We start from the raw sequence: 25471 nt of genomic DNA on the forward strand, positions 1-25471 counted from the left end.
GTGGTTCTCCGGGACTGCGTGAGCATGGAATCGGGTAATCGGGTCGAGGGATCGAAGGGCGGATCAGGTGTAGGCCACGCGTTGCGCGAGCGCCAGGCGATGGGCGTACGTGCGCCGCAGTTGCTCCAGCAACCGCACTGAATCCGGATCGCGTGCGAGCGCGGCGCGGATCACGGCGACGTCGCGATCGAGCGCTTCGGCGGTGGGCTGCAGGCTCGCCGGGATCGGCGCCTGCACTTCCTGCAGCGCCGCCTGGTACTGGCGCACGAGGCCATCGGCTTCGCGCTGGACCAGGGTCGGGGATTGCGACGCGGCCACCTGGCTCGTGCGCGCGAACCAGCCGGCCGTGCCCACCGCCAGCACCAGGCTTGCCGCCAGTGCCAGCGAGCGCAGCCAGCGGTGCGGCCGGGTCGCCGGTGCCCGTTGCGGTGCCAGGCGTGCGGCGATGCCGGGCCAGAGGTCGTGCGGCGGGGTGGTGTCCTGGCGCAGGGCCCGCAGCTGCCAGCGCAGGGCATCGGGGAAGTCGTTCTGGTTGTCCGGGGTATTCATGCGTGTGCCTCCAGCCGTGTCCGCAGCAGATGCCGGGCACGGTGCAATTGCGCTTTCGAGCTGCCGACGGCCATGCCGAGTTCGGCCGCGATTTCCTCGTGCTGCCAGCCTTCCACGTCGTACAGGACCAGCACCGCGCGGGCGCGCGGCGGCAGGCTGGCGACGGCGCGTTCCAGGTCCATCGACAGCGCGGTGGCGTGGCCGGCGGAGTCGGGGGTGCCCAGGCCGTCGAAGGCCTCCTCGTCGCCGTCGTCCTGGGGACGGCTGCGGCGGCTGCGCAGCTCCATCAGTGCGGTATTGACCGCCAGCCGGTGCAGCCAGGTCGCGAAAGCGGACTCGAAGCGGAAGGCCGGCAGGGCCTGCCAGGCGCGGACGAATGCGTCCTGGGTGAGGTCGTCGGCCCGCGAGCCGTGCCCGCCGACCAGGCGGGCGATGACGCCATGGATGCGCCCGGCATGGCGCCGGTACAGGGCCTCGAACGCGGCGACCTCCCCGCGTGCGGCGGCCCCGACCAGGGCGCGCTCGTCCTCGGCCCCGCCGTCGGGGCTGCTGTCGGTCGGGATGGGCATGACGGCGGTGAGCATAGCCATACAGATGCAGGACCGGCCGCAGCCGTTTAAACGGGCTCGTGACGCCCGCCCCCGCAGAATCCGCCTTGTCCGGGTCTCCCGACGGCCCCATGAACAGGCTTCCGTCGGGGTGCGGCCCGTTCCACCAGTGCAACGCTCCGGAACCTTTTCACCCTTTAGCAGTCCCATACCCCGACTGCTAAGATCCCTGCCATGACCCAGACCGACTCCACCGCCCTCATCGCCAACAACCTGCCGATCCCCGCCTTCAGCGGACTGGCAGCGCTCGGTTCGCTGGATGCCTACATCGGCGCGGTGCACCAGATCCCGGTGCTCACCGCCGAGGACGAGCAGGCGCTCGCGCGCCGCTTCCGCGACGAAGAAGACCTCGACGCCGCCCGCGACCTGGTGCACTCGCACCTGCGATTCGTCGTGCACGTGGCCCGCGGCTACAACGGCTACGGCCTGCAGATGGGCGACCTGATCCAGGAAGGCAACATCGGCCTGATGAAGGCGGTGAAGCGCTTCGATCCGGAGCAGGGCGTGCGCCTGGTGTCGTTCGCGGTGCACTGGATCCGTGCCGAGATGCACGAGTTCATCCTGAAGAACTGGCGCATCGTCAAGGTCGCCACGACCAAGGCGCAGCGCAAGCTGTTCTTCAACCTGCGCAAGTCCAAGACCCGCCTGGGCTGGATGAACGCGGAAGAGGTGCGCGCCGTCGCCGCCGACCTCAATGTGTCCGAACGCGAAGTGCTGGAGATGGAATCGCGCCTGTCCGGCCGCGACATCGGCTTCGATGCGCCGGCCGACGAGGATGACGAACACGCACCGCCCTCGCCGGCCGCGTACCTGCGTACCGACGCCGAGGATCCGTCGCAGGCGTACGAACGCGCGGACAACGAGGACAACCAGCTGGAGCTGCTACGCGAAGGCCTGGCCAACCTGGATGCCCGCTCGCGCGACATCATCAAGCGTCGCTGGCTCGATGCGGACAGCAAGATCACGCTGCAGGAACTGGCCGACGAATACGGCGTCAGCGCCGAGCGCATCCGCCAGATCGAGGCGAACGCGCTGAAGAAGATGAAGGCGCTGTTCGCGGCCTGAGCTCGAGCCGCAGCGCAAGGAACGGAACGGCCCGGACATCCGGGCCGTTCTCGTTCGTGACCTCAGTGGACCGGGGACGGCTTCGGCGTGTGTGCGAGCAGGTGCTGCTCCTCCTGCTGCTGCATGCGCACGTTGATGGCCACCTGCTGCGTCTGCAGGCTGCTTTCCACGATCGGCTGCAATGACGCCTGGCGGGTGCTGATGGCATCGGTGGCCCGGTTGAGAGCCGGCTCGTCGCGTAGCGGATTGACCTGGACCACGCGCGCCAGCGTGCCCTGCGCGTTCAATTCCACCCGATCGATGCGCTCGATCCGTTCCCGGACCGCCTCGACCGTCAGTGCGCCCGCCAGTTGCTCGCTATGCGGTCCTGGTTTGATGCCGCGTTGCGCTTCGGCCGCGTGCACCTGGTCCAGGACCTGCTGATAGCGGGCGTGTTGCGGGTGGCCGGGGTGTGTGAGCAGCTGCTGGTCGGCATGTTGAAGCAGTTCCCGGGTTTTCGGTCCGGCGATGCCGAGCCCCTTGAGGCCATGCTCGCGCTGGAATGCCTGCAGTGCCTGCCGGGTGCGATCGCCGAAATCGCCATCGGCCACCAGCGGGTGGCCTTCTGCATCGCGATAGTCAAGCCGGCGCAACGTTTCCTGCAGCCGCGTCACTTCCTGCCCCTTGTCGCCCGTCTTCAAGGAAGCGACGCCGGCCGCATCGGACGGCTTGGCTTGCGTTGCCGTGGAAAGAGCGGTCTGCGCGGCTTGCGACTGGCCCTGGCCCTGGATCATGTCCCGCGCCTTGGCCAGCGGATCCGTGGCATACAGGGCCACGCCCCGGCTCTGCTTCGATTGCAGGTAGCGGTCGAGTGGAATCATTTCCACGCCTTCGCCGCCGCGTGACTGGCTGACCATGAGCTTGCCGTCATGGGGGTCGCGGACGACCATCGTGATGTGGTCGATGCCTTTGTAGCGGCCGGCGTCCCATTGCCTGCCGTTGGCGTCGAACTTCGGCCCATTGTCTTCGCCGATCACCATGCCTTCGCGAAGATTGCCCGCCGTTACTGCAGCACCTTCAAGCATTACGCCCGAACGTCGTGATGCCTTCTGCACGATCGTGGCAGCCGCATCGTAGATCTTGTCGAAACGGTCCGCAGGCGCAAACACAGATCGACCGGCTTCACGATTGACCTCCGCCATGGTCGCGTTCTGCAGGTGGACTACCCAGCCGGAGCAGTCGATGCTCCCCGCTTCGGCGTTCTTATCGCCCATTCCATAACGCACGTGGTCAAAGCGAACGGTCTGGGCATAGGCCTCGTCGAGCGAAAGCCCGGGAGCAGAAGACGCGATCGGAGGCGTCACGCCACGCGGCGCAACCGACTGTACCGGCGGCTCGATCTGCTTTTCCGGAATGCGGATGCGGTCGAACTTGGTATCCCAGTAGCGCACATAGACGCTGGCGAGGTCGCGGTCGGAAAGCCTTGCGAAATCGCCGTAGGCGTTTCCCGTAACGCGTTCGACGTCGCGTGGACTGACGTTATTGAGAATGTTGTCGCGCGTATCTGCGCGTGAAAACCGTCCGTTGGCGAGCGCTGCCTGTATCGAGGCGTATCCGCCGGCGCCCTGCTGGTGGGCCAGGTACATGTCCAGCCCATCGGGATTGGACTGTCCGGACAGGTAGGGAGCCCGATTGTCGCGGTGCCGCGAGGTCAGGATGCGCTGGTTCTCGAGATACAGGCGTGCTGCTGCATCCGTATTGACCACCGGATCCAGTTCCCTGCCTTCGATGCCATAGGCTCGTGCGGTGCTCGGTACGAACTGGAAGAGGCCTTTGGCTCCGCGAGGACCGCGACTGGCAGTTTCGTCGAAGGTGCCCCCGGTCTCGATGTACGCGAATCGCAGGAAATCATCGCGCGGGATGCCGCGTTCACGCGCTTCGGCTTCGATGATGTCCAGTACTTCACTGCGGCTGTAGTCCCTTGCCATAGAGGCCTCCTTGGCCTGTCACTGAGTTACTGCACAGCGTCGTAGCGCGACTCCTGCGCATTGAAGCGGTAGCGCGTGGACGCGCGGGCGTCGATCTCGCGCACTTGGCCATGTTCGTCGAGGGTGGTGCCGGCGAGCGCGACCACCACATCCGGCATCGGAGCTTCCGGAGTCGATTCAAAGCGCAGCGTACCCTTGCTGCTGGTGCACCGCACCAGCGAGGACGCACCGGCTTCGCAGTCCGCGGTGTTTTCCTCACCAGTGGCGAGGCTACCCACATGGGTCCAGCGCAAGTCCGCAGGGCTGAGCAAGAAGAGTTCAGCCGTTTGCTGGCGGATGCCTCCGGGGGCGGCAACCCAAGCGGCAACGCTCAGTAGCTCGTGCCCGTCCACGGTGCGATACGTCTCCGGCTGGCGGCCGGCATCAATCGTGGGACCCTTTTCGAACGCTCCGAAATCGCCAATGTGGCGTTGTGCGCCGACCAGGTTCCAGCGCTTGCCAGTTCGGTCGTCCATGAGAACGAATGTTGCCTGCGTGATGGCGGCCGGTGTGGCCGGATCAGGATAGTCCTCTGCCGGATCCTTCCCGTACTTCTCGGGAGTCTGATAGACGAATGCGGTGTAGTACTGCTTGCCGGCCGCCTCGAAGCGGCGCCCGTACCAGAAGTGCGCCCAGCTTCCGTTCTCCACCTCGTAGGCCGCGGAGCCATCCCCAGGGTTGTCGAAGATCGCGCTGATGGCTTCGCCAGGCGTGGGCGTTACGGGGACGGGAATGGATGCGTCAGGCATCGTGGCCTCCTTGGCCGGTTGAAGCGGGTCCTGTGGAGCAATGTCGTCTGCCGTCTTTACGGCATTTTGGTCAGTGCAGGCTGCGACCGCCAGGGCGGCGCATAGCAAGGCATGTCGATATCGCACGAGTCCTCCATGACACTCATGTTGTAAGCGCCCGCATGGCGCTGCTCATTCTAGGCGCAGACCCAGGCGCGTCTTCAAGCCCGGGTTCGGTTCGTCAGGGTGGCGCCTGCGGCCGATGGGAAGGTGGGGCGGGGTCGAGTCCAAAAATGATCCGCGCATGCCGCTGATAGCTCCAGTACGCCCATGCCCAGTTGATCAGCACGATCAGGCGGTTGCGGAAGCCGATCAGGAAGAAGATGTGGATGAGGAGCCAGAACCACCACGCCAGCAGGCCCGACAGTTTCAGCCTGCCCAGGTGCATCACGGCGGCCATGCGGCCGATGGTGGCGAGGTTGCCGAAGTCGCGGTATCGGAACGGCTTGGCCGCTTCGCCGCGCAGGCGCGCGCGAATCGCACCCGCGACGTGCGCGCCCATCTGCTTGGCCGCAGGCGCGACGCCGGGCACGGGCCTGCCGTCCTGTTGCACGCTGGCCAGGTCGCCGGCGACGAACAGCTCCGGATGCCCGGGTACGCTCAGGTCCGCTTCGACCAGCACGCGTCCGGCGCGATCGCACGGCGCATCCAGCAATGCGCCCAGCGGTGAGGCCGCGACGCCGGCGGCCCACAGCACGGTTCGCGCGCGAACCGAGGCATCCCCCAGCACGTAGCCATTGGCGTCGATCGCGGCCACGGCCGTGCCGGTCAGGACTTCGACACCCAGTCGTTCCAGTTGCGCGCGCGCCTTGGCCGACAGTTCTTCCGGGAAGGATGCCAATACGCGGGGGCCTGCTTCGATGAGCCGCACCTTCGCTTCGGCCGGATCGATGCGACGGAATTCGTTGCGCAAGGTATGGCGCGCGATCTCCGCGAGCGTGCCCGCCAGCTCCACGCCGGTGGGCCCGCCACCGACAACCGCGAAATTGAGCCAGCCGGCGCGCTCCTCGGCGCTATCCGCGGCCTCGGCGCGCTCGAAGGCGAGCAGGACGCGCCGGCGTATGGCCAGCGCATCGTCGAGCGTCTTCAACCCGGGCGCATGTTCAGCCCAGGCGTCGTGGCCGAAGTAGGCATGCGTGGCGCCGCTGGCCAGCAGGAGGAAGTCGTATCCAAGCCGGTCGCCGTCGGCGAGCGACACCGCGCGGGCATCGGCCTGGATCCCCACGACCTCGCCGAGCCGCACTTCGACATTGCGCTGGCCGCGCAGGATGTGGCGCAGCGGCGCGGCGATGTCCGGCGCCGACAGCCCCGCGGTCGCCACCTGGTACAGCAGCGGTTGGAACAGGTGGTGGTTGCGGCGATCCACCAGCGTGATGCGGACGTTGTCGCGCGCCAGCGCGCGCGCGGCCCACAGGCCGGCGAAGCCGCCACCGACGATGACGATATGGGCAGGGCTGGCAACGCTCACCGGGCCTCCAGGGATGAGGAAACATGCCGGTCGCTCGGCAGGTATTGGCGGCAGTCGGTGGCGCCGGGGAATGCGCCGGACGTAGCAACTCGAATCAGCAGCCGTTGGAGCGCGCGACGGCCGAGCCAGTCTAGCGCGGCAACTCGGGCTCGATCCGGGATGTGCGCTGCGTGTCAGGCATCCATACGTACACCAGCAACGACACGCCGATGCAGGCCGTGACGTACCAGTAGAAGCCGCTTTCGACGCCGGCCTGCTTGAACCACAGCGCCACGTACTCGGCGGTGCCGCCGAACAGTGCCACCGTCAACGCGTAGGGCAGGCCCACGCCGAGCGCGCGCACTTCCACCGGGAACAACTCCGCCTTCACCACCGCGTTGATCGAGGTGTAGAAGCTCACGATGGCCAGCGCGCCCAGGATCAGCCAGAACGCCTCCGTCGCCGTCTGCACGTCCTGCAGTGCATGCAGGATCGGCGCCGTCAGCAGCGTGCCCAGCACGCCGAAGGCGATCAGCACCGGCCGCCGCCCCACGCGGTCCGACAACGCGCCCACCAACGGCTGCATCAGCATGAACACGAACAGCGTGGATGCGTTGAGCAGGGACGCGGCCTGGCGGTCGAGTCCGGCGCTGTTGACCAGGAACTTCAGCATGTAGGTCGTGTACGTGTAGAACGCCAGCGTGCCGCCCATGGTGAGGCCGACCACCGTCAGCACCGCGCGCGGGTGATCGAGCAGGGCGCGCAATGTGCCCTGCCGCCGCTGCCACGCGCTGTTGCCATCCCGCTCGCTACGGTTGAACGTGTCGGTTTCCTGCATCGTCCGGCGCAACCACAGCGCGGTCACTGCGGCGAGCGCGCCGATGGCGAAGGGAATGCGCCAGCCCCAGGCGTCGAGCTGTCCCTCCGCGAGCGTGCGCTGCAACGCTATCAGCACCAAAAGCGCCAGAAGCTGTCCGAGCACCAGCGTCACGTACTGGAAGCTGGACCAGAACCCGCGATGCTGCCGCGAGGCCATTTCGCTGAGGTAGGTCGCCGAGGTGCCGTACTCGCCGCCGACGCTGAGGCCCTGCAGCAGCCGCGCGAGCAGCAGCAGTGCCGGCGCGGCGACGCCGATGCTCGCGTAGCCCGGCGTGAGGGCGATCAGCAGCGAGCCTGCGCACATCATCAGCACCGACAGCATCAGCGCGCGGCGGCGGCCGTGGCGATCGGCGTAGCTCCCCAGCAGCCACGCCCCCAGCGGCCGCATCAGGAAACCGACTGCGAAGATCGCCGCCGTGTTGAGCAGCTGCGAGGTGCGGTCGCCGCGCGGAAAGAACGCCTGCGCGAAGTAAAGAGAGAACGCCGCGTACACATACCAGTCGTACCACTCGACCAGGTTGCCGACCGAGCCGGAGAAGATGCTGCGCAGCCGGCGCGCGGACGACGGGGACGGGTCGGACATCGTGGCCGGCGCCTACAGGCGTTGTGCGAGCAGCTGCTCGAGCTTGACCTGGTCGGCCGCAAAACGGCGGATGCCGTCGGCGAGCTTCTCCGTCGCCATGGCGTCCTCGTTGTGCTGCCAGCGGAAGTCGGCCTCGCCCAGCGGCCCGGGCGCGGGGTGGCGCGTGCCATCGTCCACGAGCGCAGGGGTTACGGGCTCGCTGCCGGCCTCAAGCTGGGCCAGCAGTTCGGGCGAGATCGTCAGCCGGTCGCAGCCGGCCAACGCCAGCACCTGGCCGCTGTTGCGGAAGCTCGCGCCCATCACCACCGTGGCATAGCCGTGCTGCTTGTAGTGGCGCCAGATGCGGGTGACCGAGGCGACGCCGGGATCCGCCTGCGGCGTGGCCGGCGCGGGCGCGCCCTGGGCCAGGTGCCAGTCGAGAATGCGGCCGACGAAGGGCGAGATCAGGAACACGCCCGCCTCCGCGCAGGCCACTGCCTGCGCGAAGGAGAACAGCAGGGTGAGGTTGCAGTGGATGCCCTCGCGTTCGAGCCGTGCGGCGGCGCGGATGCCTTCCCAGGTCGAGGCGATCTTGATCAGCAGCCGCTCGCGGCCGATGCCGCCGGCTTCGTATAACCCCACGAGCTTGCGCGCCTGCGCCAGGGTGGCGGCAGTATCGAAGCTGTGGCGGGCATCGCACTCGGTGGAGACGCGACCCGGGACCAGCTTGAGGATTTCGGTGCCGATGGCGACGGCCAGCCGGTCGCCGGCATCGGCGATGCGCGCGGCGGCGTCATCGCCGCGCGCGCCCGCGATCGCCGCCTCGATCAGGGGCGCATACGCCGGCAGGGCGGCGGCCTTGAGCAGCAGCGACGGATTGGTGGTGGCGTCGAGCGGGCGGAAGCGGGCGATCGCGCCGATGTCGCCGGTGTCGGCGACGACAGCGGACAGCGCGCGCAATTGTTCGAGTTGACTGGTCATGGCAGCGATTCTGCGCGAACAAAGCCCGTGCGCGAAGGCCCTGCCGCGTCATGAGGCGGGCGTTTGCCGACGCCCTAACATCGGCGCGCCTAGACTCGCGGCCATGCGGGATGGAGCCACCATCGCCGGCATCGCGCAGCGCACGCTGCTGGCGGGCGTGTTGTGCGCGCTGGGGCCGCATGCGCAGGCGCAGGATGCGTACGCCGCGCCGCGCCGCGCGCTGATCAACGAACTGCGCGCGGAGTCCGCGGCCGAGCCCGGCGACGCCACCCGTATCGACCCGGGGGTGCTCGCAGTCATGGCGCGGGTGCCACGGCACGCGTACGTGCCGCCCGCCCAGCGGCAGCACGCGTACGAGAACCGGCCGCTCGGCATCGGTTACGGCCAGACCATCTCGCAGCCGTACATCGTCGCGCTGATGACGACGCTGGCGCAGCCCGGGCCGGGCAAGCAGATCCTCGAAGTCGGCACCGGCTCGGGTTACCAGGCGGCGGTGCTGGCCGAAGCCGGTGCGCAGGTCCACACCATCGAAATCGTCGCGCCCCTGGCGAAGCAGGCCGCGTTACGCCTGCGCAGTTACCGCAACGTCAGCACGCGTACCGGCGATGGCTACTACGGCTGGAAGGAGCACGCGCCATTCGACGCGATCGTCGTCACCGCCGCCACCTCGTCGGTGCCACCGCCGTTGCTCGCGCAACTGCGTCCGGGCGGGCGCATGGTCATCCCGGTGGGCAGCAGTTTCCTCACCCAGCAGTTGCTGCTGGTGCAGAAGGACGCCGCGGGACGCGTGCGCACGCGGCAGGTGCTGCCGGTGCGGTTCGTGCCACTGACCGGCGGGCACTGAGCGCCGGGCGGCGATGCCGGGCTTCGGCGAACGCGATTCCCTCGCAGGCGTGGATGCCGCGGGCTGGCGTTTGCCGCTGGCCATCGCGGCGGTGTCCGCGGGCGCGCTCGCGTACCAGTTGCTGCTGATGCGCTGGCTGGCGATCGCGCACTGGTATCCGTTCGCCGCGATGATCATCAGCCTCGCGCTGCTCGGCCACGGCGCCAGCGGCACGTGGCTGAGCCTGTGGCTGCGCGCCAGGGCGATGCGGCGACTGCAGGCCGAGTTCGAACGCGTATTCGCGTCTTGCGCGCTGTTGTTCGCGGCGACGGCGGCGGCCGCGCCGGTGCTCGCGGGCCGGATCCCGTTCAATGGCCTGGAGCTGTTCTGGGATCCGCGCCAGCTGCTTTGGCTCGGCGCGCTCTACCTCGCCCTGGCGGTGCCGTTCTTCTTCGCGGCGAGCTGCTTCGGCCTCGCCTTCGCGCGCCATGGCGGGCGCATCCCGCAGTTGTATGGCGCCGACCTGGCGGGTGCGGGCATGGGCGCGCTGGCCGCGACCGCGTTGGCGTACCTGCCGGTGGAGCGCGGACTGCTGCTCGCCGCGCTGTGCGGACCGCTCGCGGCGGCGTTGGCGTGGCCGCGCCCGCGCGCGCTGCTGGCCACGGCACTGGTCGCGTGCGCGTTGCTGGCGCTGCTGCCGTTCCACGCGCTCGCGCCGCCACCGAACCAGTACAAGGGCCTGAGCAAGGCGCTGTTGCTGCCCGGTGCACGCATCGTCGCGCAGCACTCCGGGCCGTACGGCTGGCTGGCCGTGCTCGACAGTCCGCGCGTGCCGTTGCGCCATGCGCCGGGGCTGAGCCTGGGGGCGACTGGCGAGCCTGCGCCGCAGCTCGGGCTGTATACCGACGGCGACGCGCTGTCGGCGATCGTGCGCGACGACGGCGCGTACCGCACGCGGCAGCAGTGGCTCGGCGAGATGACGTCGGCGGCGCCGTATCGCATGCGCGCACCGCGCACGGTGCTGGTGCTCGCGGCCGGCGGCGGCATGGACGTGCTGCAGGCGCTGGCGCTCGGGGCGCGCCACGTCGATGCGGTGGACCTGGGCCCGCAACGCCTGCGCTGCGTGCGCGACGAGTTCGCGCGCTACAGCGGCGGGCTGTATCGCGACCGGCGCGTGCGTACCATCGTCGCGGAGCCGCGCGCGTTCGTGCGCGCCAGCCGTGCGCGTTACGACCTGATCGTGCTGGCCGGTGGCGATTCCTTCGCCAGCAGCGGCGCCGGGGCGCAGGCCGCATCGGAGCAGTACGCGCTGACCGTCGAGGCCATGCGCGACTACCTGCACCGGCTGGCGCCAGGCGGCATGCTGGCGATCACCCGCTGGAGCAAGCAACCGCCGCGCGACGAACTCAAGCTGCTTGCCACCGCCATCGCGGCGCTGCGCGAGGACGGCGCGGCCAATCCCGCCGCGCAGCTGGCCGCAATCCGCAACTGGGACGCCAGTACCTGGGTGGTGGCGCGGCAGCCGCTGGGGGCGGAGGAAGTGCAGGCGCTGCAGGTGTTCGCAGCTGCGCACGGCTTCGATCCTGTGCACCTGCCGGGTACCCGGCTGGAGCCGGCGCAGCGCTTCCACGTGGTCGAACCGCCGTACCTGTTCGCGGGCACGCAGGCCTTGCTGTCGCCGCGCGCACGCGACTACCTGCGCCGCTACAAGTTCGCCATCGCGCCGGCACGCGACGACCGGCCGTACTTCGGCCACTACTTCCGCTGGCGCAGCCTGCCCGAGCTGTGGCGCCTGCGCGATCAGGGCAGCGCGGTGCTACTCGATTCGGGCTACCTGCTGCTGGTCGCGGCGCTCGCGCAGGCGGTGCCGCTGGCCTTGCTGCTGGTGCTGGTGCCGCTGTGGTTCCTGCCGCGTGCGCGCGCCGAACCGCCGGCGGTGCCGCGACTACGCGCGGGGGCGTATTTCGCGGCGCTGGGGCTCGCCTTCCTGCTGGTCGAGATCGCAACGCTGTCGCGACTGACCCTGCTGGTCGGCCACCCGCTGGTCGCGGCGAGCGTGGGCCTGGCGGGCTTCCTGCTGTGCGCGGGAGCGGGCAGCGCGCAGTCCCAGCGCTGGCTTGCTCGCGAGGGCGCGGACGACGCGCGCATCGCCGCAAGCGTGCGTTGGACGGTGCGCGCCATCGTGTTCGCGGCGGCCTGGCAGTTCGGCGTCTTCTTCGTCGCCTTCGAGGCCGGCGCAGCGTGGCCGGTGGCGGCGCGCGCGGTGCTCGGCCTGGTCGGCATCGCACCGCTGGCCTTCGTCATGGGCATGCCGTTCGCGCTGGGTCTCGCGCGCCTGGCGCGGAGCGCGCCCGCGTTCGTGCCCTGGGCGTGGGGGCTCAACGGCTGCGTCTCGGTGATCGCCGCCATCCTCGCGGTGCTGCTGGCGATGGCGTTCGGACTGCTCGCGACCATGCTGATCGCGCTGGCCTTGTACGTCGCCGCGGGTTGGGTCTGGCCGAGCCGCGGCGCAACCGCGCATGCCGAGTAGCCAGCCGCGGCAGCGGCAGCCGCGCAGGCGCGAGAGCTGAAGCCGCGTCAGCGGCCGAGGCAGGTGCGCGAGCGGAAAGCCCCCGCGCATCTCCTTGAACGCCGTGCGTCGCGGCGCCGCTAGTACAGATCCACCGGATCCACATCCAGCGACCAGCGCACCCGCCGGGCTTCCGGCAGCGCGTGGATGGCCGGCAGGGACGCGGCGAGCGCCGCGTGCAGCGCGCGCCGCTCCGGCGACGACAGCAGCAATTGCGCGCGCTGGTAGCCGGCGCGCCGTGGCATCGGCGCCGGCAGCGGGCCGTGCAGTTCCAGCGTGGTGCCGGTGTCGCGCAGCGCCGCCTTGGCCGCGTGCAGGAATGCGTGCGTGACCTCGAGTTGCTGGGCTTCCGCGCGCAGCAGCGCGAGGTGCGCGAACGGCGGGAAGCCGGCGGCTTCGCGCTGCGCCAGTTCGGCCTGGGCGAACGCGTGGTAGCCGCCGTGGAGCAGGGTCTCCAGCAGCGGATGCTGCGGATGATGGGTCTGCAGCAGCACCTCGCCGGCGCGTTCGGCGCGGCCGGCACGGCCGGCGACCTGGATCAGCAGCTGCGCGAGTTTCTCCGGCGCGCGGAAGTCGGCACTGAACAGGCCTTCGTCGACACCGACCACGGCGACCAGCGTCAGGTTCGGCAGGTCGTGGCCCTTCGCCAGCATCTGCGTGCCGATCAGGATCCCGGGCGCGCTGCCGAATTCGCGCAGCAGGGTCTCCAGCGCATCGCGGCGCTGGGTGCTGCCACGGTCGATGCGCAGCACCGGCACGTCGGGAAAGCGCTTGGCCAGGGCCTCCTCGATGCGCTCGGTGCCGGCGCCCTGCGCCTGCAGGGCGAGGCCGCCGCAGTCCGGGCATGCGTCGGGTGCAGGCCGGCGCGCGCCGCAGTGGTGGCACTGCAGGCGGCGGCCGCCGGCGTGCACGGTCATCGGGGCGTCGCAGCGCGTGCACTGCGCGCTCCAACCGCAGTCGTGGCACAGCAGCACCGGTGCATAGCCGCGGCGGTTCTTGAACACCAGCGCCTGGCCGCCCGCGCGCAGCGTGCCCGCGATCGCCTCGAACAGCTCCGGCGACATGCCGGCGTCGAGCGGGCGCTTGCGTACGTCGCACACGCGCACGCGCGGCGGCAGCGCGTGGCCCGCGCGCGTGCGCAGTTGCAGGTGGGCGTAGCGGCCGGCCTGCGCGTTGCGCAGTGTTTCCAGCGAGGGCGTGGCGCTGCCGAGCACGATCGGCACGTCCAGCGCCTTGGCGCGCACCAGGGCGAAGTCGCGGGCGTGGTAACGGATGCCGTCGAGTTGCTTGAAGCTGCCGTCGTGTTCCTCGTCGATGATGATCAGGCCCGCTTCGGGCAAGGGCAGGAACACCGCCGAGCGCGTGCCCACCACCACGCGCGCCTCGCCGCGCAGGCAGGCCGCCCAGGTGCGGGCGCGCTCGCCGTCGCTGAGCCCGGAATGCAGCGCGTGCACCGGCACGCCCAGGCGCTCGCGGAACCGCTTGAGCGTCTGCGGGGTCAGGCCGATCTCCGGCACCAGCACCAGCGCCTGCCGCCCGCGCGCGATGCAGTCGGCGATCGCATGCAGGTACACCTCGGTCTTGCCGCTGCCGGTGATGCCGTCGAGCAGGAACGGCGCGAAGCCGCGCGCGGCGAGCAGCGCGGCGACGGCCGCCTGTTGCCCGGGGTTGAGCTCCGGCCCCGCGCCAGGGCCCTGCGCCTGCGATGCCGCGGCGGGCAGGACGAAGCGCTCGACCAGCGCGCGCCCGGCCAGTGCGCGCGCGGCGCCGCGCCAGTCCTCGAGCAGTTCCGCCAGCGCGTCCTCGTCGCGCGCGGCGTCGGCGAGCAGCTCCGCCAGTTGCCGCGGCCTGCCACGCAGGCGCGCCAGGCCGGCGCGTCCGGCCTCGGTCAGGCGCCAACCCCAGCGGTGGGTGTCGGCCAGCGGCTCGCCCTGCCGCAGCGGCGCGGGCAGGGCCGTGGCGAAGACTTCGCCCAGGGGCGCGTGGGTGTAGCGGGCCAGCCAGCGCAGGGAGTCCAGCAACTCGCCATGGAACAGCGGTGCCGCATCCAGGCATTCGCCGTGCCGCAGTTCGGGCGCCTCGGCGTCGGGCAGGCCGACGCCGGCAACCACGCCCACCAGCTCCCGCGACCCGAACGGCACGCGCACCCGGCAGCCCACCTGGGCGGCGCTGGCCGCGCCGGCGGCCGGGCGGTAGTCGAACAGGCGCGGCACCGGCACCGGCAAGGCGACGTTCCAGCAGGTAGCGGCGGCGGGCGGGAGCGGCATCGCGGGGTCCATCATCGGTCAGCGCGGGAGCGCGCTCCACGTCCGGCAGGCCTGTTCAGGATTCACGGCCGGCTGCCCCATCCGGCGGCTCTCCGGACCGCCGCCGGGGAACGGTCACAGTTGCGCGGCATTCCTCCCGTAAACATGACGTAGGTCACGCAACTATCGGAAGCAAAAGGGGATTCGGGTTTATCCACACGAGTTGTGGATAAGTCTGTGGAATCACGCCCGCTACACGCGCGCAATGCCGTAAACACAGGCCCCCCACATGGGTTGGTGAAAAAAGTGCCAACAGCGCTATGTCCTTTTAAATCAGTATGTTACGCGTGAAACACCGCATTCACGCAGGGCCGTGAAGCCGCCGATCCGGCGAAGGTGACGAAGTTGTTACTGCTGTGCACAACTGCTTCGCACGCAGCCCGCGCCGCGCCTGGAGGAGCGCCAAATCGCCCAGTGTCAAGCTGGAATTTTTCCGATTCAGATCAAGGCGTCCGCGCCCGCTCAACGGCCGGCGGCGAGGCCTTCCGGCAGCGGCGCCAGGACCCGGCGCGAGGCGGTGAAGCGATCGCCGAAGCGGGCGAGGCCCTCCGCCCGCAACCGCGGGGCGTGCTCGCTCAGGTAGCTGCCCAGTGCCTCGGGTCCGGTCAGACGGTACTGCACGCAGAGGCTGGCGCGGCCCGCGGCGGGTGCCGGATCGGTGACCTCCAGGACCCGCGCGTCGAGGAAGCCCGGCAGGCCGCAGATCTCGGCGACGTGCGCGCCGAGCCACTCCAGGTACTCGGCGCGGACGCCGGCATCGAGGTCCAGGTTCACTTCGTAGACGAGACCCGGATACGCCGCAGGCTGGAGGCCGGTGCTCACGCCACGATCCCCGCGAGCACCGCGAACAGGACCACGAACAGCACCAGCACCATGTAGACCGAACCGACCACCAGGTAGCGCACGGCGGTCAGCGCCCAGTGATCGCCGTAGACCCGGTGCTGCATCAGGAACAGGTACACCGGGATCCACAGCCACAGCAGGCCGTCGACCAGCGCGGTGATGACCGTGACCCAACCCTTGCCGCCGACGGCGTCGTCGATGGCATTCATCAGGAACATCACCAGCACCGCCAGCAACAGCCAGGCGTGGCTGTAGAGCGCAACGACCAGGTGCTCGAGGTAGCGCCGGCCCGATCCCAGGTAGAGCACCTTCAGCAGCAACGCGAACACCGGCATCAGCAGGAATAACGCCGTCGGCACCGCGCTCAGCGCGGCCTGCACGAACTGGTCGGCGTTCTCCATGTGCTCGAGGTTGGCCTCGGCGCGCGCGATCTTATGGTTGACCCAGCGGTCGACGAAGCCGGGCATCAGCGGCACGTCGATTGGGTTGGTCTTCTCGTTCCACTTGCGGCCGTTGAAGTTGAAGTCGTAATTGCCCTCGTCGTCGTACTTCAGGCCGGGCTTGGGGGTCTTGGCGGGCGGCTGCGTCGCCGTCGCGGCGGCAGCGGGGTTCGCGGCGGCGCTCGCCGGTGGCGACTGGGCCGGCGCCGACGGGGCCGCGGCCCCCGCCGCGCCCTTGGCCGCCGCATCGCGCTTGGCCTGCGCCTCCAGTTCCACGATGCGCGCCGAGGCCTCGCCCTGGATGCGTGCGCGCGTGGCGACCAGCACCGCGTCGACGCCCGGGGTCTTCTTTGCCTCGGTTTCGGCGCCCTCGATCTTCTTGAGCAGGCGCGCCTCGACCTCGCGCACTTCGGCCGGCGTGCGCGCCCGTTTCAACGCGGTGCTGCCCTCGCCGCCGAACTGGACCGCCGGCCCCTCCACGTGCACCACGAGCTTGCCGACGAAGAACGTCAGCAGGCTGACGATCACGAACAGGCGCAGCGGCGCGATGTAACGCGCGCGCTGGCCGGCGAGGTAGTTGCGGGCGACCCGCCCGGGCACCATCAGGTCGCGCAGCGTGCGGAACACGCGGCCGTCCAGGTGCCAGAACGATTCGAAGACTTCTTCCAGCGCATGGCCGAAGTTGCGCGTCGGGCTGTGCACCGACTGGCCGCATTCGTGGCAGTAGTGGCCCTGCAGCGGCGTACCGCAGTTCTCACAGTTTGCCGGCGCGTGCTGCGCGTCCGTTCCACTCATGCCTGCATCCCCGCCCCATCCGTTGCCGCGATCATCGGTCGGATCGCCAAGCGAATAAGATAGCCAGCTGTCGTGACCCGGCGCCAGCACGCGGCATTCGTTCGCCTGCGGCCGCAGTCGCGCGACCGATGCATTCCCCCGATGAGCCTCGAATCCATCCTGCCGGCGCGCCCGCGCTTCGCCCACGAAGTGCGCACCACTGCGGTGCTCGCCGCCCCGCTGGTCGCCGGGCACGTCTCCACCGGCCTGATTGGCTTCGTCGACAGCGTCATCGCCGGCCACCACGGCACCGCCACGCTCGCGTCGGTCGCGGTCGGCACCGCGCTGTTCTGGCTGCCGATGATGATCCCGATGGGCACGCTGATGGCCCTGCCGCCGGCGGTCTCGCACCTGGACGGCGCCGGCCGCCGCCACGAGATCGGCGCGCTGTTCCGCCAGGGCCTGTGGCTGGCGGCGGTGCTGGGGGTGCTGCTGTTCGGTTTCCTCACCCTGGCGGTGCACGCGCTCGAACCGATGGGCATCGCCGCGGAGATCCGTCCCGGCGCGATCGCGTTCCTGCACGGCATCCGCTGGGGCGTGCCGGGGCTGACCCTGTACCTGACCATGCGTTACCTCAGCGACGGCCTGCACTGGACGCTGCCGACGATGCTGCTGGGTTTCGGCGGCCTGCTGGTGCTGGTGCCGCTCGGCTACCTGCTGACCTACGGCATCGGCGGCCTGCCGGAGCTGGGCGCCGGCGGCCTGGGCATCGCCTCGGCGATCATGATGTGGGCGCAGGCACTCAGCTTCGCCTGGTACCTCGCGCGCGCGCGCCGCTTCGCCGACCTTGGCCTGTTCGCCCGCTTCGACCCGCCGCACGCCCCGATCCTGCGCACGCTGCTGCGCAACGGGCTGCCGATCGGCGTTACGGTGACCATGGAAGGCGGCCTGTTCATCGCCACCGCACTGCTGATCGGGCGGCTGGGTGAAGTGCCCGCGGCCGCGCACCAGATCGCGATCAACGTCGCCGCGTTGTGCTTCATGGTGCCGATGGGCGTGGCCGAAGCGACCACCGTGCGCATCGGCCATGCATTGGGCCGCAGCGATCCGCACGGCCTGCGCCGCGCCGCGCTCGCCGGCTACACCATCGTGCTCGCCACCCAGGCCATGTCGGCGCTGCTGCTGCTGGCGGGCAACGAATTCGTGGTCGGCTTCTACACGGCCGACGCCACGGTCGCGGCCTTGGCGGCGTCGCTGCTGCTGTACGCGGCGGCGTTCCAGTTTCCCGACGGCGTTCAGGTGCTGTCCGCCGGCGCGCTGCGCGGGCTCAAGGACACGCGCGTGCCGATGGTGCTGGCCGCGCTGGCCTACTGGGGCATCGGCATGCCCGTGGGCGCGGGCCTGGGTCTGGGGCTGGGCTGGGGCCCGCGCGGGATGTGGGTGGGGCTGATCTTCGGCCTGACCATGGCGGCCGTGCTGCTGTGCTCGCGGTTCTGGCGCACGAGCCGCCGCATGACTGCAGCCCCCTGAGTCAGGGGGCGATTCGCGCCGGCAGGCGCGAATGGGGGTGTGGCAGCGCAGGACGGGGCCCGAAGTTTGCGCAGCAAGCTTTGGGGTTTACCGGGCGCGAGCCCCGGTAAACGTCGTGACGTGTGGCGGATGAAACCGCCGCAGCAGGCAGGTACCCTGCAGTCATCGTTCTGGAGTCAAGTACATGAATACCCCTGCCCGACGCGGCCCCATCGCCGAGTTCTTCCTCGGCCTATGGAACGTGATGAATTTCACCCGCCGGCTGATCGTCAACCTGTTGTTCTTCGGCCTGCTGCTGGTGTTCCTGCTGGTGCTGCTGGCGATCGCCGGCGCCGGCGGCGCCAAGCCGCTGTTGGACAACACCGCACTGGTGATCGAGCCGACCGGCCCGCTGGTCGAACAGTTCTCCTCCGATCCGGCCGAGCGCGCGTTCAAGCACGCACTGGGTGATCGCGAGGGCGACGAGATCCAGCTGCGCGACGTGTTGCGCGTGCTCGACGCGGCCAGGGACGACAAGCGCATCGAACGCGTCGTGCTCAAGCTCGATCGCATGCAGGGCACCGGCATGGCATCGCTGCGCGAAGTCGCCGCGGCGCTCGCGAAGGTCAAGGCCAGTGGCAAGGAAGTGATCGCCTACAGCGAGGCGATGGACCAGAAGCAGTACCTGCTCGCCGCGCAGGCGAACGAGATCTACCTCGACCCGATGGGCGGACTGCTGCTGGAAGGCCTCGGCCGTTACCGCCAGTACTACCGCCAGGGCCTGCAGGACAAGCTCGGCGTCGACGTGCACCTGTTCAAGGTCGGCGAGTACAAGTCGGCGGCCGAACCCTACGTGCTCGACGCCGCCTCGCCGCAGGCCAAGGAAGCCGACCTGTTCTGGATGAACGACGTGTGGCAGCGCTACCTCGGCGACGTCGCCAGGGCGCGCAAGCTCGACGCCGCGAAAGTGGCCGAAGGCATCGACCAGTTGCCGGCCGGCATTACTGCCGCGCAGGGCGACATCGCCAAGTACGCGGTGCAGCAGAAGCTGGTCGACGGCCTGAAGACGGCCGAGGAAGTCGGCGACATGCTCGCCGAGCGCGGCGCCGCCGACGGCGATGCCGAAGACGGCTACCGCCAGGTGTCGTTCGACGACTACCTCGCCCGCCTCAACGCCAGCGCCAATCCGCTCGACGAACGCCCGAAGGTGGCCGTGGTCGTCGCCGAAGGCGAGATCAGCGGCGGCGAGCAGCCGCCCGGCCACATCGGCGGCGTGTCCACCGCGGAACTGCTGCGCAACGCCCGCGACGACGACAAGGTCAAGGCGCTGGTGCTGCGCGTCGACTCGCCCGGTGGCGAAGTATTCGCCAGCGAGCAGATCCGCCGCGAGATCGCCGGCCTGAAGAAGGCGGGCAAGCCGGTCGTGGTCTCGATGGGCGACCTCGCCGCGTCGGGCGGTTACTGGATCTCCATGAACGCCGACAAGATCTACGCCGACGAGTCGACCATCACCGGATCGATCGGCATCTTCGGCCTGATCCCGACCTTCTCGCGCGCGCTCGACAAGATCGGCGTGCACAGCGACGGCGTGGGCACCACCCGCTTCGCCGGCGCGTTCGACATCACCCGGCCGCTGCAGCCGGAAGTCGGCCAGGTGATCCAGACCGTCATCGACAAGGGCTACCGCGACTTCACCGGCCGTGTCGCCAGCGCGCGCAAGCGTAGCGTTGAGCAGATCGACGCGGTCGCACGCGGCCGCGTGTGGAGCGGCGCCCAGGCGAAGGAGCGCGGCCTGGTCGACGATTTCGGCGGCCTGCAGGTCGCCATCGACGACGTCGCCCAGCGCGCCAAGCTGGGCAAGCCGGGCAGCTACCAGGTGCGCTACCTGGAGAAGGACCTGCCGCCGTTCGCGCAGTTCTTCACCCGCTTCGCGGAAAGCCGCATCGGCGCGCAGTGGCTGCACGGCTCGGCGTTCGCCCAGGGCCTGGCGCAGGCGCTGCTGCCGCGCGCGTTGCCGCAGGCCGCGCAGGACCTGCGCTTCCTCGAAGGCAGCATCGAGCCCACGCGCGGCGTGCCGGTCAAGGCGCTGGCGTACTGCTTCTGCGGCTTGTAACCGCGGTGCGACGACACGAAAAACGCCCGGCGTGCCGGGCGTTTCTCATTTGCAGACACCGGCGCTTGCGCGCTACTGGCTTTGCCGGTCGATCTCGGCGTCCTGCTGCTCCGCGGCCTTGTCGAGCGTGTCCTGCACGCCCTTGGCCTTGTCGAGCGGCGCATTGATCGCCTGCACCACCGCGCCGGGCGCCTTCGGTTCGACCGGGCGTTCCTTCTCCGGCGGCTGCGGCTTGGAACAGGCGGCCAACGCGAGCAGCACACAGCACAGCAGCAGTCGAAGCATGACGGGGTCTCCGGTACGGGCTGCGGGCTATGCTACGCCGGTCGCGCAGGCCGCATCGAGATGGAGAGCACATGGACCCGAAGCGTTGGCGTCTGGATGGACAGCTGGCCCTGGTCACCGGCGGCAGCGCCGGCATCGGCCGCGCGATCGCGCGCGAGCTGCTCGGCTTCGGCGCCGACGTGCTGCTGGCCGCGCGCGACGCCACCGGCCTGGACAACGCGCGGGCCGAGCTGGCCGAGGATTTCCCCGAACGCGACATCAACACTTTCGTCGCCGACGTGGCCGACGACGAACAGCGCCGCGAGCTGCTGGACTGGGTCGAGGATTTCGGCGAGGGCCTGCACATCCTGGTCAACAACGCCGGCGGCAACGCGACCAAGCCGGTCAACGACTACACCGAGGACGAGTGGCGGCAGATCTTCGAGATCAACCTGTTCTCCGCCTTCGAACTCTCGCGTTACGCGCATCCGCTGCTCACCCGCCACGCCGCGTCGAGCATCGTCAACATCGGCAGCGTGTCCGGCGTGACCCACGTGCGCAGCGGCGCGCCCTACGGCATGAGCAAGGCGGCGATGCACCAGATGACCCGCAACCTCGCGGTGGAATGGGCCGAGGACGGCGTGCGGGTGAACTGCGTCGCGCCGTGGTACATCCGCACGCGCCGCACGTCCGACAAGCTCGCCGATCCGGATTACCTCGACGAGGTGCTGCTGCGCACGCCGCTGGGCCGCATCGGCGAGCCCGAGGAAGTGGCCGCGGCGGTCGCATTCCTGTGCCTGCCGGCATCGAGCTACGTCACCGGCGAATGCATCGCGGTCGACGGCGGCTTCCTGCGCTACGGTTTCTAGGCCGACGCAATCGCCATCACTTGAGCAGCGGCTCCAGCGCGCGCCAGACGTGGTCGCGCAGCTGCGGCTGCACCGCGGCGACCGGGTGCAGGTTGTCGGCCTGGAACGCGGCGCGATCGCGCGCGATCGGTTCGAGCAGGAACGGCAGCAGCGCAGTGTGGAAGAGTTGGGCCAGGTCGCGGTAGTTGGCCTCGAACGCCCGGGTGTACTCGCTGCCGTAGTTCGGCGGCAGGCGCATGCCGACCAGCAGCACCTTGGCGCCCACGCCCTGCGCGGCTCCGATCATGCGCGCCAGGTTGCGGCGGGTGTCGCGCGGCGGCAGCCCGCGCAGTCCGTCGTTGGCGCCGAGTGCGATCACCACGACTGTGGGCCGCACGCGTGCCACCTCGCGCACCACGCGCGCGGCGCCGCCGGCGCTGGTTTCGCCGCTGATGCTGGCGTTGACCAGGCGCCAGCCGGGTTTGGCCTGCGCCATACGCTGTTCGACCAGCGCGACCCAGCCCTGCGACGCGGCGTCGAGGCCGTAGGCGGCGGACAGCGAGTCGCCGAACACCAGCACCGTCGGCGGCGGCAAGGGCGCGATCTTCGCCGGCGCCGCGGCCCATGCGCTGCCGCACAGGCCCAGCAGGAGCAGCAGCACCGCGGTCACGGGGACCTTCGGCCATTGAAGCCGGCGCTGCGATGCCCTATCTCGTGAACTCATGCTGTTCTCCCGAACGGTGCCGACCGCGTTGCCGAGGCCTTGCTGATGGATGTCGATGATGAATAGAGCCGATCCGTCGTCGCTTCAAGCCGACGCTGCCATGGTCGCCCAAGCGCCCACCGCCGCACATGCGCTGGAAGTCAGCCAGTTGGGCAAGCGCGTGCCCCTGCCCGCGGGCGAGTTGACCATCCTCGATGACGTCGGCTTCCGCATCGCGCGCGGCGATGCGGTCGCGATCGTGGGCGCGTCCGGCTCCGGCAAGAGCACGCTGCTCGCGCTGATGGCGGGCCTGGACGTGCCCAGCCGCGGCCGGGTCGTGCTCGAGGGCCACCCGATGTCGGAACTCGACGAGGACGGCCGCGCGCAGGTGCGCGCCGAGAAGGTCGGCTTCGTGTTCCAGAGCTTCCAGTTGTTGCCGTCGCTCACCGCACTGGAGAACGTGATGCTGCCGCTGGAGCTGCGCGGCGACGCCGACGCGGAGACGCCGGCGCGCGCGATCCTGGCGCGGGTCGGCCTGGGCGAGCGCCTGGGCCACTACCCGCGCCAGTTGTCCGGTGGCGAGCAGCAGCGCGTCGCCCTGGCGCGCGCCTTCGTCACCCGGCCATCGCTGCTGTTCGCGGACGAACCCACCGGCAACCTCGACACGCGCACCGGCCAGGCGATCATCGAACTGCTGTTCGAACTCAACGCCGCCGCGGGCACGACGCTGGTGCTGGTAACCCACGACGAACACCTCGCGCAGCGCTGCCACCGCCTGCTGCGCCTGGATGGCGGCCGGCTGGTGCAGTCGTGACCCTGTCGTTCGTCGCGCTCGCGTGGCGCCAGTTGCGGCGCGACCTCAAGGCCGGCGACATCCGCATCCTGCTCGCCGCGCTCGCCTTGGCGGTGTTCGCGGTGACCGCGGTCGGCTTCGTCACCGACCGTGCCGGGCGCGCGCTCGCGATCGAGGCCAATCGCCTGATGGGTGGCGATGCGGTCGTGCGCGGCGATGCGCCGATCACCGGCGCCGTGCGCAACGCGACCAAAGCCGACGGCCTTCGCGCCACCGACACGGTGGAACTCAACTCGATGATCCGCGTGGTCCGCGCCGGCGCGGCGCCGGGCGATGCCGACAGCCTGCGCCTGGGCGACCTGCGCGCGCTGGGCCCGGGCTTCCCGCTGCGCGGCACCTTCCGCCTGCTCGATGCCGGCAAGGTCGAACACGATGCGCACGCCGTTCCCGCGCGCGGGACGGTGTGGATGAGCCGCGCCGGCGCCGACACGCTGGGCGCGGCGATCGGCGACAGCGTGCGCCTGGGCGATGCGTCGCTGCGCCTGGCGGCGCTGGTCGCGCAGGAACCGGACGCCTCGCTCGACTACTTCAACGTCGCGCCCAAGGTTTTCCTCAATCTCGCCGACCTGCCCGCGACCGGACTGGTGCAGGAAGGCAGTCGCGTCGGCTACCGCCTGGTGGTCGCGGGCAACGCCGGCGCGGTCGAACGCTTCGTCGCCACCGTGCGGCCCGCGCTCGGCCGCGGCCAGCGCCTGGAAACCATCGGCCAGGCGCGCCCGGAAATCCGCTCCGCGCTCGACCGCGCCGGCCGTTTCCTCGGCCTCGCCGCGCTGGTGTCGGTGGTGCTCGCCGCGGTCGCGGTCGCCATGGCCGCGCGCCGGCACAGTGCGCGCCATCTCTCGGGCGCGGCGGTGATGCGTTGCCTCGGCGCAAGCCAGCGCACGCTGGTGGGCATCCACGTCGGCGAACTGTTGCTGCTGGGCGCGATTGCCAGCGTGATCGGCATCGCGCTCGCCTTCGTCGTGCAGTGGGCGCTGGGCGGCTGGCTCGCGCGCACGCTGTCGCTGTCGATTCCGGCGGCGGGCTGGCTGCCCGCTTTGCAGGGGCTCGGCGTCGGCCTGGTGGTACTGCTCGCATTCGGCGCGCCGCCGGTGCTGGCGCTGCGCCGCGTGTCGGCACTGCGCGTGCTGCGCCGCGATCTCGACGCCGCCGAGCCCAGCGCCTGGCTGGTCGCGCTCGCCGGCATCGGCGGCCTGGCCGCGCTGCTGTGGTGGAAGGCGGGCTCGGCCACGCTCGGCCTGGCGATGCTGGTCGGCATCGGCGCCACCTTCGCGGCGCTGGCCGTGCTCGCCTGGCTGCTGATCCTCGCGGTGCGCCACCTGCGCCCGCGCCTGCGCGGCAGCCTGCGCTACGGCCTGGCCAACGTCAGTCGTCGTGCCGCCACCAGCATCGCCCAGGTATCCGCGCTCGGCCTCGGCCTGATGGCGCTGCTGTTGCTCACCTTCGTGCGCACCGACCTGCTCGACCGCTGGCAGCTGTCGCTGGCGCAGGACGCGCCCAACCGCTTCATCATCAACGTGCAGGACGACCAGGTGCAGCCGCTGCGCGCATTCGTCGCCGCGCAGGGCATTGCCGCGCCGACGCTGTATCCGATGGTGCGCGGGCGTCTCATCGCGCATAACGGCCAGGCGATCGCGAACGCGGCACGCAGCGGCGCCGCGCCGCCGCAGGACGACGACGAGGTGCGCGCGCAGCGACGCAGCGAACGCGAGTTCAACCTGTCCAGCGCGAGCGCGCTGCGCGACGACAACAAGATCGTCGCGGGCCAGTTCTGGAAAGCCGGCGCGCGCGTGCCGGCGCAGTTCTCGGTGGAGGAGGACTTCGCTGCCTCGCTGGGCTGGAAGATCGGCGACCGCATCGCCTTCGACGTCGCCGGCCAGCGCCTGGAGGCGCCGATCACCAGCCTGCGCAGCGTGGAGTGGGAGAGCTTCCGTCCCAACTTCTTCGTCATCGCCTCGCCCGGCGCGCTCGACGGCCTGCCGGCCAGCTACATCACCGCGGTCAGCGTGCCGCCGCAGGCGACGCGTTTCACCGCGCGACTGGTGGAGCGTTTCCCGAACCTGTCGGTGATCGACGTCGACGCGGTGCTCAAGCAGGTGCGCGCAACCGGCGACCAGGTCTCGCGCGTGGTGCAGGTGGTGTTCTGGCTGTCGCTCGCCGCCGGCCTGCTGGTGCTGATGGCGGCGATCAGCGCGAGCCAGGACGAACGCCTGCTCGAAGGCGGGGTGATGCGCGTGCTCGGCGGCAGCCGCCTGCAGCTGCGCCTCGCGCAGGCCTCCGAGTTCGCGGCGATCGGCCTCATCGCGGGCCTGGTCGCGGCGATCGCGGCCTCGCTGCTCTCGGGCGTCATCGCCGATCGCGTCTTCGACCTGCCGTGGCAGCCGGACTGGATGCTCGCCGCGGCGGGCGGTGGCCTGGGCACGCTCGCGGCGCTGGCCGCCGGCCTGTTCGCCACGCGGCGCGTGCTGGATGCGCCGCCGAGCGTGACCTTGCGGGAGTTGCAGGGCTAACCGTCGCTCCAGCGATCGACGGCGCCGTGAC

19 protein-coding genes and 1 pseudogene are annotated in these 25471 nt (G+C 70.3%); 8 read left to right on the plus strand and 12 right to left on the minus strand.

All coding sequences use genetic code 11. The features are described 5' to 3' along the window. Positions 1-63: 63 nt before the first annotated feature. The gene (locus BP05_RS04245; RefSeq protein WP_496360821.1) at positions 64-549 is read right to left on the minus strand and encodes a hypothetical protein; all 486 of its coding nucleotides are present in this window, start codon (positions 547-549) and stop codon (positions 64-66) included. After that, the gene (locus tag BP05_RS04250; RefSeq protein WP_496361504.1) at positions 546-1133 is read right to left on the minus strand and encodes an RNA polymerase sigma factor; all 588 of its coding nucleotides are present in this window, start codon (positions 1131-1133) and stop codon (positions 546-548) included. The genes BP05_RS04245 and BP05_RS04250 overlap by 4 nt, the downstream gene beginning before the upstream one ends. A gap of 198 nt (positions 1134-1331) precedes the next feature. Between BP05_RS04250 and rpoH the strand changes: the two genes are divergently transcribed. Next, on the plus strand, positions 1332-2222 hold the full coding sequence (rpoH, locus tag BP05_RS04255) for an RNA polymerase sigma factor RpoH (RefSeq protein WP_496360823.1): 891 nt from the start codon (positions 1332-1334) through the stop codon (positions 2220-2222). Positions 2223-2284: 62 nt separating this feature from the next. Here rpoH and BP05_RS04260 read toward each other — a convergent pair whose 3' ends face one another. The 5 genes from BP05_RS04260 to tal all read right to left on the minus strand — a co-directional run bounded on the left by BP05_RS04260 (position 2285) and on the right by tal (position 8894). Further along, positions 2285-4189 carry an XVIPCD domain-containing protein gene (locus BP05_RS04260; protein ID WP_496360825.1) on the minus strand — a complete coding sequence of 635 codons (1905 nt, stop codon included), beginning with the start codon at positions 4187-4189 and terminating at the stop codon, positions 2285-2287. Between the two features lie 26 nt (positions 4190-4215). Beyond that, complete coding sequence (locus BP05_RS04265; RefSeq protein ID WP_496360827.1) at positions 4216-4977, minus strand: hypothetical protein; 762 nt, start codon at positions 4975-4977, stop codon at positions 4216-4218. Between the two features lie 220 nt (positions 4978-5197). Further along, the gene (locus BP05_RS04270; protein WP_496360829.1) at positions 5198-6484 is read right to left on the minus strand and encodes an NAD(P)/FAD-dependent oxidoreductase; all 1287 of its coding nucleotides are present in this window, start codon (positions 6482-6484) and stop codon (positions 5198-5200) included. A 130-nt stretch (positions 6485-6614) separates the two neighbouring features. Beyond that, a complete protein-coding gene (locus BP05_RS04275; RefSeq protein ID WP_496360831.1) occupies positions 6615-7925 on the minus strand; it encodes an MFS transporter in 1311 nt (436 codons plus the stop codon). Positions 7926-7937: 12 nt separating this feature from the next. Continuing rightward, positions 7938-8894 carry a transaldolase gene (gene tal, locus BP05_RS04280; protein WP_496361506.1) on the minus strand — a complete coding sequence of 319 codons (957 nt, stop codon included), beginning with the start codon at positions 8892-8894 and terminating at the stop codon, positions 7938-7940. Between the two features lie 94 nt (positions 8895-8988). Here tal and BP05_RS04285 point away from each other — a divergent pair, with 94 nt between their 5' ends. Beyond that, positions 8989-9729: a protein-L-isoaspartate(D-aspartate) O-methyltransferase gene (locus BP05_RS04285; protein WP_496360833.1), complete on the plus strand. Its 741-nt coding sequence runs from the start codon at positions 8989-8991 to the stop codon at positions 9727-9729. A gap of 13 nt (positions 9730-9742) precedes the next feature. Further along, entirely contained in the window at positions 9743-12238 is a 2496-nt protein-coding gene (locus tag BP05_RS04290) for a spermidine synthase (RefSeq protein ID WP_496360835.1), read from the plus strand. A 119-nt stretch (positions 12239-12357) separates the two neighbouring features. On the opposite strand, the gene BP05_RS04295 is transcribed toward BP05_RS04290, so the two are convergent. From BP05_RS04295 to BP05_RS04305, 3 genes and pseudogenes are all read right to left on the minus strand, one after another. Then, positions 12358-14544 carry a primosomal protein N' gene (locus tag BP05_RS04295; protein ID WP_496360837.1) on the minus strand — a complete coding sequence of 729 codons (2187 nt, stop codon included), beginning with the start codon at positions 14542-14544 and terminating at the stop codon, positions 12358-12360. Between the two features lie 501 nt (positions 14545-15045). After that, on the minus strand, positions 15046-15405 hold the full coding sequence (locus tag BP05_RS04300) for a DUF4286 family protein (RefSeq protein WP_496360839.1): 360 nt from the start codon (positions 15403-15405) through the stop codon (positions 15046-15048). Between the two features lie 958 nt (positions 15406-16363). Further along, a pseudogene (locus BP05_RS04305) lies at positions 16364-16661 on the minus strand (DUF3667 domain-containing protein); the annotation flags it as partial. A 141-nt stretch (positions 16662-16802) separates the two neighbouring features. Here BP05_RS04305 and BP05_RS04310 point away from each other — a divergent pair. After that, positions 16803-18170 (plus strand): MATE family efflux transporter, encoded by a 1368-nt coding sequence (locus BP05_RS04310; protein WP_496360841.1) that lies wholly within the window; start codon positions 16803-16805, stop codon positions 18168-18170. 184 nt (positions 18171-18354) lie between these two features. Next, positions 18355-20262, plus strand: a complete 1908-nt coding sequence (gene sppA, locus BP05_RS04315) for a signal peptide peptidase SppA (protein ID WP_496360843.1) — start codon at positions 18355-18357, stop codon at positions 20260-20262. Between the two features lie 72 nt (positions 20263-20334). On the opposite strand, the gene BP05_RS04320 is transcribed toward sppA, so the two are convergent. Further along, entirely contained in the window at positions 20335-20547 is a 213-nt protein-coding gene (locus BP05_RS04320) for a hypothetical protein (RefSeq protein WP_496360845.1), read from the minus strand. Positions 20548-20618: 71 nt separating this feature from the next. On the opposite strand from BP05_RS04320, the gene BP05_RS04325 reads away from it, so the two are divergent. Beyond that, a complete protein-coding gene (locus BP05_RS04325) occupies positions 20619-21395 on the plus strand; it encodes an SDR family oxidoreductase (protein WP_496360847.1) in 777 nt (258 codons plus the stop codon). A gap of 16 nt (positions 21396-21411) precedes the next feature. On the opposite strand, the gene BP05_RS04330 is transcribed toward BP05_RS04325, so the two are convergent. Further along, on the minus strand, positions 21412-22098 hold the full coding sequence (locus BP05_RS04330) for an arylesterase (protein WP_496360849.1): 687 nt from the start codon (positions 22096-22098) through the stop codon (positions 21412-21414). 58 nt (positions 22099-22156) lie between these two features. On the opposite strand from BP05_RS04330, the gene BP05_RS04335 reads away from it, so the two are divergent. Further along, positions 22157-22891, plus strand: a complete 735-nt coding sequence (locus BP05_RS04335; RefSeq protein ID WP_496360851.1) for an ABC transporter ATP-binding protein — start codon at positions 22157-22159, stop codon at positions 22889-22891. Continuing rightward, complete coding sequence (locus tag BP05_RS04340) at positions 22888-25440, plus strand: ABC transporter permease (protein WP_496360853.1); 2553 nt, start codon at positions 22888-22890, stop codon at positions 25438-25440. Before BP05_RS04335 ends, BP05_RS04340 begins: the two co-directional genes overlap by 4 nt. Positions 25441-25471: the final 31 nt, after the last annotated feature.

Source organism: Lysobacter oryzae DSM 21044 (genome assembly GCF_059568595.1).